This is a genomic window from Ruegeria sp. AD6 (assembly GCF_056542325.1).
The window spans coordinates 236,470-251,545 of sequence record NZ_JBQFZQ010000003.1 but is presented as its reverse complement, the minus strand read 5'-3'; the positions used below and the strand labels follow the sequence as shown (position 1 = coordinate 251,545).

The following is a 15,076-nucleotide window of genomic DNA, read 5'->3' as shown; positions in this document are numbered from 1 at the left end:
GCATCCTTGATCTGAGTGTCGCAGCCTATCGCTTTTTGGGCCTGATCCGTTCGTGACAAGGAACTGGTTCGAACAGCAAGGGGTCAGTATTCAGTGAATAAATTGTGCCCCGAGCAGGCCAACCTGCCTTATCCTCCGAGCGGTGGCTGATACAGCAACTCGGCCAGATCCGCGTAGCGAGAATGTGGATTGGTCCAGCCCAGTATTGCCGTGCGGATTTGCTCGGCGCGGGTTGGGCCGATGACCGGAGCGGCAAATTGCGTGTACTTCTCGATCACCTCTTGCCGCGAGATTGGCGATTCCGGCCCGCCTCGGGCATGGGTGTCTCCGGAGTGCAGAACGCGCCCGTCGGTGGTTTCGATCTCGACATCCGCCCAGCGCCCTTCGGGAAAACGGGCAGAATGCCGATTACGTTCCGTGACCTTTATGCGCGACATGAACCGAGCGACGACCGGCTCAGACAGTCCGGTGCCCGAGATATGTTCGACGCCGATACGGCCATAAATCGCGTGAACAGCGGCCGCAAATGGCAGAGAGTATTGGGCTTGCGACGTTGTTTGCGGGACACCTGCAAACAGGCAGGCCGCCTGATGGAAACTGTTGATCTGCACCGATTTGATCTGATCATGGGTCAAATCGTGGTCGATCATGACAGCCCTAAGCGCGTCGATAGCAGCATGCGCCCACCGACAAATCGGATAGGGTTTAACATATTGATGCTCGACCTGCCAGAACCTGCCCAAATCGTCCCAATGCGGGGCCGCACTGTCCGCCTCAATCGTGATCGCGGGGGCCCCGGTAAATCCACGCTCGGCCAGAACAGCGGCTGAAACACCGACCATTGCCCCCCAGCCCGAGCCGTCATGCAGCATGGTAGGGTTCGCAATCTCGCGCATCATCTGGCTGCGCGGCCCGTGGTATTCGGCAATGCCCAGCGCCTGCCGCAACTGGTCGTCATCATGCCCGCGCAAACGTGCGGCCATGGCGACCACACCCAAGGCATTCCAGGCGCCGGACGTGTGGTAATCACTGACGCTGTCATGCAGCGAAAGCCCCGCGCGGCCTGCGATTTCGTAACCGGTGATCACCGCAGCCAGGGCCTCGGGGCCCGTTAGATTGGGGCAATGTTCAGCCAAAGCCGCCAGCGCGGGCAGAACCACAACACCGATATGCCCCTTGGTCGGGTTATAGCCGTCATGCCCGTCCAGATTGTCGGTCTGCGTTGCCGCCGCATAAGCCGCGCCCGCCATGCTGACCGAACGGCCATCGAACATCATGCGCGCGCTGAAGGACGGATCGGAACTGGCATACAGCAGCGCTGCGGTGTCGCGCGCGATCACGCCCGCCTCCATCGGTCCCGCGGCGATCAGGATGCCCATCGTGTCCAGCATCATCAGCGCCGCAGCCTCCTGCGCGCTGGTCGGCATGTCGGCAGCCGCCCGCGTCAGCGCAAAATCGGCAACACGGGCGAAGCTGTTGGTCACGCCGCGCCCTCCATCACCGGTTTCACGTCACGCAAACGGTGGCCTGCCGGATCGAACGGGGGGTCTGACAGGATCTTGGCCTTGTGGGGTTTGCCAAGAATGTAAATCTCGACCGTATCGCCGGGTTTGGCCACCTTAGGGTCGGCATAGCCGATGGCCAGCGATTTTCCGACCGAATAGCCGTATGCGCCCGAGGTCACGCGGCCCACCGGCGTGCCATCCGGGGCAAAGATCGGCTCACCCCCGCTGGCGTCGGCATCTGCGGCGTCAACCTCGAAGTTCGACAGGACCTCACGCGCGGCATTGTCCTTGATGGACAGATACGCGTCTTTGTGCAGGAAGTCCTTGTCCAGTTTGATCAGGCCCGCAAGGCCAACCTCTTGCGGCCAGTATTCCTGAGAATATTCGCGCCCCCAGGAACCATAGCCCTTTTCGATCCGCAGCGACCCCAGCGCGCGGCCGCCAACCGGGCCGCCGCCATGGTCCTTCGCGGCCTCCAAAAGCGCTGAATAGAGCCTGATTTGGTCGGATTCAGCACAATGCAGCTCCCACCCCAGATCGCCCGTAAAGCTGACACGGATCGCCAGGCAGGTAACGCCTGCGACTTCGATGGTTTGCGAGCGCATGAAGCGGAACGCCTCGTTCGACAGGTCCGCGTTGGTCAGGCGTTGCAGGACATCGCGGGATTTCGGACCGGCCACGTTGAATCCGGCGATCCGGTCGGTCGCGACGTCCAGCGTGGTACCGTCGGGCAGGTCGACCATGTTGAAGAAACGCTGGTGATAGCGCTCGGCCATGCCCGAGCCGATCATCATATATTCGTCTTCGGCAACCTTGGTGATGGTGAAATCCCCGGCCACACCACCGCGCACCGAGATCAAAGGGGTCAGGCAGGACCGCCCGACCTCGGTCGGGACACGATTGGCGACCAGACGATCCAGCCAATCATCGGCGCCGGGGCCCTTGATCACGTAATTGGCAAAGTTCGAGATATCGATCACGCCGACCGCGTCCCGCAACATCTGAACTTCACGCCCGACCGGCTCCCACCAGTTCTGGCGGGTGAAGCCGTTGGTTTCGACCGTGCCGGGCTGGTCGGCAAACCACAGCGGATGTTCCCAGCCGCAGTTCAGGCCGAACACGCAGCCCATATCCTTTTGCATCTCATAGGCCGGGCGCACGCGGGCGGGACGACCGGCGCTGCGTTCCTCGTTCGGGAAGTGGATGGCGAAGCGATGCGAATACTGATCTTCGACCCGCGCCCTGGTGAATTTTTTGTCGGCCCAATCACCAAAGCGGGCCAGATCCCAGGCGAACATGTCGTATTGCGGCTCGCCCTCGATCATCCATTGCGCCGCCAACAGGCCCAGCCCGCCGGATTGCGAAAAGCCTGGGATGATACCGGTGCAGCAGAAATAGTTCTGTAGCTCGGGTACCGGGCCCCAGATCGCGTTGGAATCCGGCGACCAGATCATCGGGCCGTTGATGACGCGTTTGACGCCCGCGGTGGCGGCAACCGGAACACGTTCGGTGGCGCGGATCACGTTTTCCATGATCCGATCCAGATCGTCAGGGAACAGATCATGCGCGAAATCCAGCGGCGTGCCGTTTTCGGCCCAGAACCGCATGTCTTTCTCATAGGCCCCGATCAGCAGGCCGTTGCCTTCCTGACGGAAGTAATACTCGCCATCCCGGTCCGCGATCGACGGCAGACGGCGGCCCAAATTGGCCACTTCGTCGATGGCCTCGGTCACGAAATACTGATGCTCGGTTGGCTGCAACGGCAGTTCGATCCCGGCCAGCGCCGCAACCTCGCGCCCCCAGAGGCCCCCGGCATTGACCACCCATTGCGCGTGGATGTCACCCTTTTCGGTCCGCACGATCCAAGAACCATCTGGCTGTTGTTCAGTCCCTATTACAGGGCAAAAGCGCTCAATCGTGGCACCCATAGCCCGCGCGCCAGCGGCATAGGCCATGGTTACGCCGGACGGATCGACATTGCCGCCATCGGGTTCGTACATGATGCAACGGATATCATCGAACTGCGCCAGCGGGTGCAGTTCCTTGGCCTGCTCGCGGCTGATCTCATAGAAGTTCAGGCCGTAGAACCGCGCCTTGGCCTCTTGCAACCGCAACTGATGCTCGCGGTCTTCGGTTTGAGCCAGATAAAGCGAGCCCGGCTGGAACACACCGCAGCCCTGACCGGTTTCCTTTTCCAGCTCTTTATACAGGTTCATCGTGTAGTGCTGGATCCGCGTGACATTGTTGTTGTCATGCAGCCCGTGGATGTTGGCCGCCGCGTGCCAGGTCGAGCCTGACGTCAGCTCATCCCGTTCCAGCAGAACAACGTCAGTCCAGCCGAGCTTGGCCAGATGGTAAAGGATTGAACAACCAACAAGGCCCCCTCCGATAACGACGGCCTGTGCGTGGGTTTTCATGGGGTCTCTCCTGTAAAGCGGGCGCGGTCAGAGCGGCACGGTTACAGGTAAGTCAGCCATAGGTTGGAAGGGGCATGTGTTCTGTTCCCGACGCGAAATGTCGGGAACAGAATTTATTGGCATGAGCCTATCTCATGCGAAATTCACTCAGTACGGCGCCTCGACGTCGTTCATGGACACGTAGACCGTCTTCATTTCGCTGAAATGGTTGATCGCCTGCTTTGAATTTTCGCGCCCGACACCCGACATTTTCGATCCGCCAAAGGGCGCTTCGACCGGGGCCAGATTATATGTATTAATGTAGCAGGTCCCCGCCTCGAACCCGGCGACGATGCGGTGGGCGCGGGTCAGGTCATTGGTAAAGACCCCGGCGGCCAGACCAAACTCGGTGTCATTGGCGCGGTCCAGAACCTCGGCCTCGGTGTCGAAATCCAGAACCGACATGACCGGGCCAAAGATCTCCTCGCGCGCGATGGTCATGTCGTCGGTGACGTCGGCAAAAACGGTGGGCTGCATGTAGAACCCGTCGCCCTCGATCCGCTCACCGCCATAGACCAGACGCGCGCCTTCGGCCTTGCCCTTTTCGATATAGCCTAGCGCGATGTTCATCTGGTTTTCGCTGACCATGGGGCCGAAATTGACCTCTTCATCCAGCGGGTCGCCAATTTTGGCAGTGGCCAGACGTTCGGACAGGCGGGTCAGGAACGCCTCTTTGATGCCCTTTTGCACAAATACACGCGTGCCGTTGGAACAAACCTGCCCCGAGGAATAGAAGTTGCCCAGAATCGCGCCCGAGACAGCGTTTTCGATATCGGCGTCGTCGAACACGATCATCGGGGATTTGCCGCCCAGTTCCATGGTCACGTGCTTCATCCCATCCGCTGCAGCGGCATAGACCTTACGGCCCGTCGGCACCGACCCGGTCAGCGAGACTTTAGCGACACGCGGATCGGTCACCAGCGAGGCACCCACATCGCCATAGCCCTGCACCACGTTGTAGACCCCCTTGGGCGCCCCTGCTTCGATCAGAATCTCGGCCACTTGCAGCGCCGACAGGGGCGTGGTTTCCGAAGGTTTGAAGATCATCGTATTGCCGCAAGCCAGCGCCGGGGCCCCTTTCCAGCAGGCGATCTGGGTCGGATAGTTCCACGCACCGATGCCAACGCAAACGCCCAGCGCCTCGCGGATAGCATAAACGAAATCGCCCCCACCCAGCGGGATATGCTCGCCGGTCAGCGAGGCCGTCAGACCCCCGAAATACTCCAAAGCGTCAGCGCCGCTGGTTGCGTCTGCCACCAGCGTTTCCTGCAGGGGCTTGCCGGTGTCATGCGTTTCCAGGACTGACAATTCGCGGTTCCGCTCGCGCATGATGTCCGCAGCGCGGCGCAGAATGCGGCCCCGCTCGGTTCCGGACATCGCGGCCCAAGACGCCTGAGCGGCTTTTGCGCTTGTCAGAGCCTGTTCAACAATCTCGGGCGTGGCCGAGTGCAGGCGCGCGATGACCTCTCCGGTCGCCGGGTAGATGACGTCAATCGGCGCGCCGTTGGTGTCTTCGACATAGGCACCGTTGATGAAATGACTGGCCTTGGGTTGAAACTTCATACCGGGTTCCTCTTGGTCTGATGCGCCAATGCACGGCGCGAGGGGCAGTTTACCCCGGCCTATCGGTTGTTGATTGACCAGTCAATAAAAACCAACCGACGGCAGGATGACGCCTGCGTGCCCGGGGCTCCCCTTGAATTTTTTGGTTAATGTTCTATTTATGTTCTACATAGTCAGAGGACGAACCGATGGCCCAACAGATGCGCAATTCTGCCCTTGGCGGCCCGAACAACGATTATCACCTGCTTCCGGTCACGGACCGGCAAATGCGCTATGCCCAAGCGATTGCTGAACGGTCGGCATTGGAAATCCCAGTCGACGTGCAGCGTGACCGAAAAATGCTGTCAGACTGGATATCGGCGCACAAACCCCGTGCGACCTCGCAATTCGACAACTACCCGACCGGCAAACAGGTCGCCTTTGCCGAACGTATTTCGCGCAGCAAGCGACGCCCGATCCCGTCTGAGTGCTTTCGTGACAAGCGAATGATGTCGCGTTGGATTGATCAGAACAAATAGGCTCTAATTCGGGTCATTTTGACCGTGATTGCGCGCGTAAAGCGCAACCGCAGCAGCAACGAACATTCCCAGCAGAATGTATCCGGTCACCGCTTCGGCCACGGCAAGACCACGGCACAACCCCGTCGGGGACATGTCACCGTATCCGACGGTGGTGAAGGTCACGTAGGAGAAATACAGAATATCCGCCGGACCCTGCGCGCCAATCACGCAGTTGTCGTTGTATCCAAACGCACCATACACAGCGGCGAACAAGAACGGCACGACCTGAATGAACGAAACGCCCATCAGGAACAGCAGCCGACGCGGCGATTTCACCTGTGTCATGTAGTACCAGGATTGCGAAACGATCCAGAGCAGCAGACCGACCGAGGCAATCGAGCCGATGGTATCCCCGGCTGTTGCTTCACTCAGGCGCGACAACCCGAACCAGGCCAGAAAGCTAGCCAGCACCAGCCCCAGCGCGGCCAGAAGGGTGGATTTCCATTCAGCAAGGGTTGTGGGTTCGCGGTGCATGGACACTCCGTCAGGCTGGTCTGCCTGCGATCATCCGGTCTAAGCCGCGGGCCTGCAAGCCGAATTTAATCGGAACCCAAGTGTTCAACACCACGTTTGCGCGCCAGCAGGATCTGCTTTTGCCGTTCGCGAAAGCGCGCCTTGTCGGCCTCTGAAGTCTCATCGATACAGCGATGACAGGTCACGCCGTGTTCGTATTCGGGTCGCTTCATATCTTCGGGCAGGATCGGGCGGCGGCAGCCATGGCACAGCTTATGAGGGCCTTCGACCAGCCCATGCCCCACCGAGACGCGATTGTCGAACACAAAGCATTCACCCTGCCAGGTGCTGTCCTGCTTTGGCATCTCTTCCAAATAGCGCAGGATGCCGCCTTTCAGGTGATAGACATCCTCGACCCCCTGCCCCAGCAGGTAGTTGGTCGATTTCTCGCAGCGGATACCGCCGGTGCAGAACATGGCTACGCGCTTGTTGTGGAAGCGGTCCTTGTTTTCTTCCCACCAGGCGGGAAATTCGCGGAAACTGGCGGTTTCAGGGTCTATTGCGCCCTCAAACGTGCCAATCGCCACCTCGTAATCGTTACGCGTGTCGATCACCACCACATCGTCGGACCGGATCAGGTCGTTCCAGTCCTCCGGCTCGACATAGTTGCCGACGCGCGCGCGCGGATCGACATCTGGCTGGCCCATGGTCACGATCTCTTTTTTCAGGCGCACTTTCATCTTGCCGAATGGCGGATGGTCTGCGGTCGCCTCTTTCCACTCAAGGTCCGCACATCCGGGCAGTGCCTTGATATGCGCCAGCACAGCATCGATCCCGGCGCGCGGGCCTGCGATGGTGCCGTTGATCCCCTCTTGCGCCAGCAGCAAGGTGCCTTTGACCGACTGGGCGCGGCAAAGCTCCAACAGCGGGTCGCGCAGGGCGGCATGATCCGAAAAGCGGGTGAAGTGATAGAGGGCAGCGATCGTATACATGCGCGCGGTCTAAACCCGCGCGCGCAGAGTCGCAAGTGACCGGATTGACGCCCCCCGCAGCACGCCGTACCGATAGATCAAAGGAGACCGCGATGACCCACGCCCTGATCGTAATCGACGTCCAGAACGATTTCTGCCCCGGTGGCGCGCTGGCCGTCGCAGGCGGGGATGAGGTCGTGGCCCCGATCAACGCCATGATGGGTGATTTCGACGCCGTCATCCTGACGCAGGACTGGCATCCGGCGGGTCATTCCAGCTTTGCCAGCTCACACACCGGCAAATCCCCGTTCGAGGTGATCGAAATGCCCTATGGCCCGCAGGTCCTGTGGCCCGATCACTGTGTTCAGGGCAGTCAGGGCGCCGCGTTTCACCCCGACCTGCGCACCGATGCGGACCTGATCATCCGCAAAGGGTTTCGCAGTGCCATCGACAGCTATTCAGCCTTTTTTGAAAACGATCAGACAACGCCGACGGGCCTGAAAGGGTATCTGGAAACGCGGGGCCTGTCGCGCGTGACTCTGGTTGGGTTGGCCACGGATTTCTGCGTGCATTACTCGGCCGTGGATGCGGCGCGACTGGGTCTGGATGTCACCGTCCGGCTGGATGCCTGCCGGGGCATCGATATGGACGGGTCGATGGCGGCAGCCGAACAGGCGATGCGTCAGGCCGGGGTCAAACTGGTTTAACTCCCGGCACCCGCCGCTTCGAGGAATTTGAACAGCACAAACAGGATTACGGCCAGACCAAGGGCGAAGCCGATCCGCCCCGGAATCGCGCGCCGTTTGGACCGGCTGACCGGGGTTGGCATCGGGGGCTGAGCAACAGGCTCGGATCGCACAACGCCCTGCACCGGGCGCGCCCGCTGGACGTGATCCAGAAACTGCATGAAATCGAACTCGCCGCTGTATTCGCCCTGAACGCCCTGACTTTTGATACTGGCGAACAGCGCCGACAGGATGCGTTCGCGCTCGGGCTGGTCCGCAGGTGGGTAGACGTCAGGCGCAATTCCACTGTCATGCGCCGCCAACCCGAAGCCCGCATCCTCAAACATCTTGCGGATCTTGGGCGACGCCCCGCGCAGCGCATCAGACGTCTTAACATCCCGAAACAGCGCAATCACCTGACCCCCGTCCAGACCAGAGGTCGGCGGCGCGTCAGGCGTTTGTTCGTCCAGTGCTTTCCTTACAATATCAAAGTCGTACCGAAGACTCATACACCACTAACAGCCTTATTCTTCCATCCCACACCTTCACTAATCGGTGATAAGACCAAACAATATGCCCGCTTTGTGACGTCAAGCGGGCATTGTCACCAGATCAGCGACTCTTGCCATTCCCCGTGCTGATTGATCTAACAACGGAAATCGCAGGAGTTCCCCATGGTCGATATCGCGACCCGTGTCTACAACCACAAATGGAAGATCGACCCGATTGTTCGGTCTTTGATCGACACAGATTTCTACAAACTGCTGATGTGCCAGTCAGTGTTTCGAAATAAGCCTCAAACAAATGTCGAATTTTCACTGATCAACCGGTCGAATCACGTGCCTTTGGCCAATTTGATCGATGAAGGAGAGTTGCGGGAACAGCTGGATCACATCCGTTCGCTCAGCCTCAGCCGGGGGGAAAGCACCTGGCTGCGGGGCAATATGTTTTACGGCAAACGGCAGATGTTCCGGTCGGATTTCATGGAGTGGTTCGAGAACACACGCCTGCCGCCCTATCATCTTGAGCGGAAGGGTGATCAGTACGAGCTGACGTTTGAAGGCAAATGGCATGAGGTCATGCTGTGGGAAATCCCCGCTTTGGCCGTGTTGATGGAACTGCGCTCGCGCGCCGTGCTGAACCAGATGCGCCGGTTTGAATTGCAGGTGCTTTACGCTCAGGCCATGACGCGGTTGTGGGAGAAGATCGCGCAGCTTGGCTCGATCGAAGGGCTGGGGATTGCGGATTTCGGGACAAGGCGGCGGCATTCCTTCCTGTGGCAGGATTGGTGCGTTCAGGCGATGATCGAAGGCTTGGGATCGTCCTTCACCGGCACCTCGAACTGCCTGATCGCCATGCGGCGCGAGGTTGAAGCCATTGGCACCAACGCCCACGAACTGCCCATGGTTTATTCCGCGCTGGCCGACACGGATGAGGAATTGGCGCAGGCCCCCTACGATGTCCTCAGCGACTGGCATGATGAGCATGACGGCAACCTGAGAATTATCCTGCCCGACACCTACGGCACCAAAGGGTTTCTGGATCGCGCACCCGATTGGCTGGCCGGCTGGACCGGGATCCGGGTCGATAGCGGCGATCCCGCTGCCGGGGCCGAAGTGGCCATCGACTGGTGGAAATCCCGCGGTGAGGATCCGACGCAAAAGCGGATCATCTTCTCGGACGGGTTGGACGTGGACAAGATCAAGGAATTGCACAGCCAGTTTGCGGACCGCGCCAATATCTCTTTCGGTTGGGGCACTCTGCTGACAAATGACTTTCGCGGTCTGGTACCGGGCGACGCGCTTGCGCCGTTTTCACTGGTGTGCAAGGCGATCTCGGCCAACGGGCGACCGACGGTCAAATTGTCGGACAACCCGGAAAAGGCGATGGGACCGGCGGATCAGATCGACCGCTACAAGCGGGTGTTCGGGGTTGGCGCGCAGAAGGCGATCGAGGTAATCGTCTAGCCGTGATAGGCCGCAACGGTCTTGAGTTGCGAAAAGCCATAGAGCGCCTCGAACCCTTTTTCGCGACCGTGACCGGATTTACCGACCCCACCAAATGGCAATTCGACGCCGCCCCCGGCCCCATAGTTGTTGATAAACACCTGACCCGAGCGCAGGCGTTTCGCCAACCGCATCTGCCGCGCGCCATCGCGGGTCCAGATGCTGGCGACAAGGCCATAGTCGGTGCTGTTGGCAATGGTTAGAGCCTCATCTTCCGTGTCGAACGGGATCAGAACCTGAACCGGGCCGAATATCTCATCCTGCGCCAAAACGTGATCGGCGGGCACGTCCGCGAACAGGGTTGGTCGGACATAGGCCCCGGTCTCAGGCGCAGCTGCGGTGATCTGCCCCTGCGCGGCGATGGTCAGATCGCCCCCGTTCGCCAGAAAACCCGAGACGATGGTTTTTTGCCGGTCCGAGATCAGGGGGCCCACCCGCAGATCATCCATCGCCGGACCCACGGTCAGTTGGCCATAGGCTTCGGCCATCCGTGCCCTGACTTGCTCATAAACGCCACGCTGCACCAAAATGCGGGACGAGGCCGAACAGGTCTGCCCGGCGTTCTGAATGCCTGCATTGACCAGAAACGGCAGAGCCGCATCCAGATCGGCGTCGTCAAAGACCAGTTGCGGGGATTTCCCGCCCAATTCCAGCGTCACGGGGATCACATTCCGCCCCGCCGCCTGCTGCACCAAAGCGCCCGTCGCGACCGACCCGGTGAACGAGATATGATCGACGCCCGGATGCCCGGACAGCGCGGCCCCGGCCTCGGCCCCCAATCCGGGCACGACATTCAGCGCCCCGACAGGCAGCCCGGCCTCGGTCGCCAGATGGGCAAAGGCCAGCGCGGTCAGGCAAGCCTCTTCCGCCGGTTTCAGGACACAGGCATTGCCCATGGCCAGCGCCGCCCCGACCGAGCGGCCTATGATTTGCATCGGATAGTTCCAGGGCACGATATGACCGGTCACGCCATGCGATTCTCGCAGAGTGTAAACCGTATAGCCGTCCAGATACGGGATCGTCTCGCCCATCACCTTATCCGCCGCGCCACCGTAGAACTCACAATACCGCGCCAGAGCGACAGCATCCGCGCGCGCCTGAGTCAGCGGTTTACCAACATCCATCGCCTCCAAGGCAGCCATATCCTCGACCCGTTCCTGAACCAACCGCCCCAGGCGGCTCAGGATGCGCCCCCGCTCGAACGCGGGCATTTGGCCCCAGTCGCCGTCCGATGCAGATCGGGCCGCCGTGACTGCCGCATCCATATCTGCGGCACCGCTCCGCGCGATGCGGCAGATTTCCGATCCATCGGACGGGTTGACCAAGGGCAGCGATTGTCCCCCGTCCGGCGACTGCCATATGCCTCCGATCAGACAGAGGCTGGGATCAAACCAAATCGGGTCGGTCATCGGAAGCTCCTATTTCGGCTCTAATACGGGAAAACTCATGAGGCACCCTTCCCGATCTCAGGCAATTGCGGCGCGGCCGAGATCAGTTTTTGGGTGTAGGGATGGCGCGGGTGGGTGAAGACCTGCTCGGTCTCGCCCTGTTCAACGATCTTCCCGGCCTGCATGACCATCACCCTGTCCGTAATTGTGCGCACGACGCTCAGGTCGTGACTGATGAACAGGTAGGTCAAATCATAGGCCGAGCAAAGTTCGGCCAGCAGGTCCAGAATCTGCGCCCGGACCGAAACGTCCAAGGCCGAAACCGCCTCATCAAACAGGATCAGTTCTGGGCGGATGATCAGTGCACGGGCGATGGCAACCCGCTGCCGCTGCCCACCCGAGAATTCGTGGATGTACTTGTCGGCGTCCTCAGGACGCAGCCCCACGGCGGTCAGCATTTCGGCAATCCGATCCTGCCGCTCTGCCCCTTTGGGAGGGGTTTCGAGCAGGTGAAAAGGTTCCGTAATCAGCCGCGCAACGCGGTGGCGCGGGTTGAAACTGCCATAGGGGTCCTGAAACACCACCTGCATCTTGCGGCGCACCGCCGGGTTGGGTTTGTGGCCTGAAAAAACCGGCTGACCGTCCAGCCGGATGTCACCGGATTGAACCTCTTCCAACCCCAAAATAGCCCGTGTTAGGGTCGATTTCCCGCATCCGGACTCTCCGACCAGCCCCAGCCGCTCGCCCCGGTTGAGGGTGAAGCTGACGCCATCCACAGCGCGGGTATGGCCCGGCGCGTCGAACAGGCCTTTGCGGGGCAGGCGATAGTCGCGGATCACCTGCGTGACCTCCAGCAGCGGCTGCGGCTGCTGGGCGTCGGGCAGTGTCACCTGATGGTTCGACGCCTCGAACAGCATCCGCGTATACGGGTGCTGCATATTGCGCAGCAGATGATCCGTCGCACCGCTTTCGACCACCGCGCCATGGCGCATGACCACGATCTGATCCGCCATATCGGCGACAACGGCCAGATCATGGGTAATCATCAGCAGACCCATACCATATTCGGTCACCAACCCCTTGAGCAGCTCCAGAATCTGGGCCTGAGTGGTCACATCCAGCGCCGTTGTCGGCTCATCCGCAATCAGCAGTTTGGGGCGCAGGGCTATGGCCATGGCGATGACCACGCGCTGACGTTGCCCGCCCGACAGCTCGTGCGGATATCGGGACAAGGGGAAGCGATCCGGTGGCAGGCCGACGCGCGTCAGCACGTCCTCTGCCCGCTCCCGCGCCTGCGCGGGGGGCATCGCTTTGTGGATCAGAATGGTCTCCATCACCTGATCACCAATGGTCTTGACCGGGTTCAACGCGGTCATCGGTTCCTGAAACACCATCCCGATCGAGGCGCCGCGCAGGGCACACATCTCAGCCTCGGGCCGGTTCAGAATCTCTTGCCCGTCCAGCAATATCGAACCGTCACTGTCCGCCCCGTTTGGCAACAACTGCATCACGGCCAGCGCCGTCATCGACTTGCCCGAGCCGCTTTCCCCGGTCACCGCCACGATCTGACCGGGCGCAATCATCAGGCTGACCTGTTTCAGAATCTCGACCCCGTGGATGCCAAGGGACAGGTTTTCGATCCGTAACAAACTCATGCCCGCGCCACCCGGATTCTGGGGTCTAGCCAGTCGCGCAGACCATCGCCCAGCAGGTTCAGCCCCAGCACGGTGACGATGATCGCCAGACCCGGAATCAGGGCCAAATGCGGGGTGAAACTGACCATTGTCTGCGCGTCGGCCAGCATCCGACCCCAGCTTGGCGTGGGCGGTTGCGCGCCAAGACCAACGTAGCTCAAGCCCGCCTCTGCCAGAATGCCAAGGCTGAACTGAATCGTGCCTTGGACGATCAGCAGATTGGCCACATTGGGCAGGATATGCTCCACCGATATCCGCGCCGCGCCCTTGCCCGAGACACGAGCGGCGAGAATGAACTCGCGCTCCCACAGTGACAGCGCGGCCCCTCGGGTGATGCGCGCGAAGACAGGGATGTTGAAGATGCCGATGGCGATGATGGCATTGATGGCTCCGACCCCGAAAACGGCGGTGATCAGGATGGCGATGACGAGCGAGGGGAAGGCAAAGACCAGATCATTGCCGCGCATAATGACCTCATCCAGCCACAACCCTTTGCGCGCCGCCGCTGTCAGACCCAGCGGCACGCCCAAGCCGATGCCAATCCCCACGGCGACCAGTGCCACCGCAATCGACGTCCGCGCACCGACCATAATCATCGAGAACATGTCGCGCCCGAAATGATCGGTGCCGAACCAGTGTTGTGTGCTTGGCGGCTGCAATTTCTGCGGAATGTTCAGAGCCGCAAAATCATACGGCGTCCAGACAAAAGACACCAACGCCGCCAGCAGGACCAGCGAGGACAGCACCGCGCCAAGGAACAGGTTGCGGCTCATGTCCGGCTCCTTAGCCTTGGGTCAACGGCGGCATAGGCCAGATCGACCAGAAAGTTCACGGTGATGACGGCGAAGACCAGCAACATGACCACCGATTCCACCACGATCAGGTCACGGGCCGAGATTGCCTGAAACACCAGCCGCCCGAGGCCGGGCAGGTAGAAGACCTGTTCGATGATGATCGACCCGGCCAGCAGGAAAGAGAATTGCAGCCCTATAATGGTCAGCACCGGGATCAGCGCATTTCGAACCCCATGTCGCCACAGCGCCTGACGGCGGGACAGACCTTTGGCGCGTGCGGTGCGCATGAAATCCTCGCCCAGAATGTCCAGCAAGGACGACCGCATCACACGCGCCAGAATGGCCGCCTGCGGCAGGGCCAGGGCAATCGCGGGCAGGGTCAGGGAATGCATACCGGTCCAGAACCCTTTGTCCCAGCCTGCAAACCCGCCCGCATTGAACCAGCGTAGGTTGATGGCGAAGATCAGCACCAGCATCATCGCGAACCAAAAATTCGGTACGGCGATGCCCAGTTGCGTTGCCCCCATCACCGTCAGATCGCCGGGTTTGCCCCGGCGCGCGGCGGCGTAGATGCCTGCCGGAAAGGCGATCAGGGTCGACAGGGTCAGCGCATACAAAGCCAGCGGCAGGGATACCCAAAGCCGATCCGCAATCATCTGCGAGACCGGCGTGCGGTAGGTGTAGGAGGTGCCGAAATCCCCCACCAGCATCCCACCGACCCAGTTGAAATACCGCTGTACTTTGGACCCGTCCAAGCCCAACTCGGCTCGCAGCGCGGCCAGCGTGTCTTCTTGCGCGTTCACACCCAGCATGAACGAGGCCGGATCGCCCGGCGCGACCTCGATCACCGCAAAGATCACCACTGAGGCGACAGCAAGGCTGATCATCAAAGAGATCAGTCGTTTTAGAGCGTATCGGAGCATTTCCGGCCTGTATTAAGGTCATATGTCTGGCAGGCCGA

Annotated in this window: 13 protein-coding genes; 3 read left to right on the top strand and 10 right to left on the bottom strand. The window is 60.7% G+C overall.

Annotated features, from left to right (window positions below; translation table 11 throughout):
- Positions 1–128: 128 nt before the first annotated feature.
- The 3 genes from ACR0KJ_RS09850 to betB all read right to left on the bottom strand — a co-directional run bounded on the left by ACR0KJ_RS09850 (position 129) and on the right by betB (position 5,524).
- Complete coding sequence (locus ACR0KJ_RS09850) at positions 129–1,484, bottom strand: MmgE/PrpD family protein (RefSeq protein ID WP_480626558.1); 1,356 nt, start codon at positions 1,482–1,484, stop codon at positions 129–131.
- Positions 1,481–3,922, bottom strand: a complete 2,442-nt coding sequence (locus tag ACR0KJ_RS09845; RefSeq protein WP_480626557.1) for a GcvT family protein — start codon at positions 3,920–3,922, stop codon at positions 1,481–1,483. Before ACR0KJ_RS09845 ends, ACR0KJ_RS09850 begins: the two co-directional genes overlap by 4 nt.
- 147 nt (positions 3,923–4,069) lie before the next feature.
- Positions 4,070–5,524 (bottom strand): betaine-aldehyde dehydrogenase, encoded by a 1,455-nt coding sequence (gene betB, locus ACR0KJ_RS09840; protein ID WP_480626556.1) that lies wholly within the window; start codon positions 5,522–5,524, stop codon positions 4,070–4,072.
- A 188-nt stretch (positions 5,525–5,712) separates the two neighbouring features.
- Here betB and ACR0KJ_RS09835 point away from each other — a divergent pair, with 188 nt between their 5' ends.
- Positions 5,713–6,042 (top strand): hypothetical protein, encoded by a 330-nt coding sequence (locus ACR0KJ_RS09835; protein ID WP_480626555.1) that lies wholly within the window; start codon positions 5,713–5,715, stop codon positions 6,040–6,042.
- Positions 6,043–6,045: 3 nt separating this feature from the next.
- Here ACR0KJ_RS09835 and ACR0KJ_RS09830 read toward each other — a convergent pair whose 3' ends face one another.
- The gene (locus ACR0KJ_RS09830; RefSeq protein WP_170623288.1) at positions 6,046–6,558 is read right to left on the bottom strand and encodes a potassium channel family protein; all 513 of its coding nucleotides are present in this window, start codon (positions 6,556–6,558) and stop codon (positions 6,046–6,048) included.
- Positions 6,559–6,623: 65 nt separating this feature from the next.
- Complete coding sequence (trhO, locus tag ACR0KJ_RS09825; protein ID WP_170453576.1) at positions 6,624–7,529, bottom strand: oxygen-dependent tRNA uridine(34) hydroxylase TrhO; 906 nt, start codon at positions 7,527–7,529, stop codon at positions 6,624–6,626.
- A 92-nt stretch (positions 7,530–7,621) separates the two neighbouring features.
- Here trhO and pncA point away from each other — a divergent pair, with 92 nt between their 5' ends.
- Positions 7,622–8,215: a bifunctional nicotinamidase/pyrazinamidase gene (gene pncA, locus ACR0KJ_RS09820; protein WP_170521212.1), complete on the top strand. Its 594-nt coding sequence runs from the start codon at positions 7,622–7,624 to the stop codon at positions 8,213–8,215.
- Here pncA and ACR0KJ_RS09815 read toward each other — a convergent pair.
- Positions 8,212–8,742: a hypothetical protein gene (locus ACR0KJ_RS09815; protein WP_170521210.1), complete on the bottom strand. Its 531-nt coding sequence runs from the start codon at positions 8,740–8,742 to the stop codon at positions 8,212–8,214. The genes pncA and ACR0KJ_RS09815 overlap by 4 nt on opposite strands.
- A gap of 165 nt (positions 8,743–8,907) precedes the next feature.
- On the opposite strand from ACR0KJ_RS09815, the gene pncB reads away from it, so the two are divergent.
- Positions 8,908–10,200 (top strand): nicotinate phosphoribosyltransferase, encoded by a 1,293-nt coding sequence (gene pncB / locus ACR0KJ_RS09810; protein ID WP_170521208.1) that lies wholly within the window; start codon positions 8,908–8,910, stop codon positions 10,198–10,200.
- Here the strand turns inward: pncB and ACR0KJ_RS09805 are convergent.
- Genes ACR0KJ_RS09805 through ACR0KJ_RS09790 form a run of 4 tightly spaced genes read right to left on the bottom strand, consistent with a single transcriptional unit; the run spans position 10,197 to position 15,038 of the window.
- The gene (locus ACR0KJ_RS09805; RefSeq protein ID WP_170521206.1) at positions 10,197–11,648 is read right to left on the bottom strand and encodes an aldehyde dehydrogenase family protein; all 1,452 of its coding nucleotides are present in this window, start codon (positions 11,646–11,648) and stop codon (positions 10,197–10,199) included. The two genes, pncB and ACR0KJ_RS09805, sit on opposite strands and share 4 nt — an antisense overlap.
- A 35-nt stretch (positions 11,649–11,683) precedes the next feature.
- Positions 11,684–13,282 (bottom strand): ABC transporter ATP-binding protein, encoded by a 1,599-nt coding sequence (locus ACR0KJ_RS09800; RefSeq protein ID WP_480626554.1) that lies wholly within the window; start codon positions 13,280–13,282, stop codon positions 11,684–11,686.
- Positions 13,279–14,094 carry an ABC transporter permease gene (locus ACR0KJ_RS09795; protein WP_480626553.1) on the bottom strand — a complete coding sequence of 272 codons (816 nt, stop codon included), beginning with the start codon at positions 14,092–14,094 and terminating at the stop codon, positions 13,279–13,281. Before ACR0KJ_RS09795 ends, ACR0KJ_RS09800 begins: the two co-directional genes overlap by 4 nt.
- Positions 14,091–15,038 carry an ABC transporter permease gene (locus ACR0KJ_RS09790; RefSeq protein WP_480626552.1) on the bottom strand — a complete coding sequence of 316 codons (948 nt, stop codon included), beginning with the start codon at positions 15,036–15,038 and terminating at the stop codon, positions 14,091–14,093. The genes ACR0KJ_RS09795 and ACR0KJ_RS09790 overlap by 4 nt, the downstream gene beginning before the upstream one ends.
- Positions 15,039–15,076: the final 38 nt, after the last annotated feature.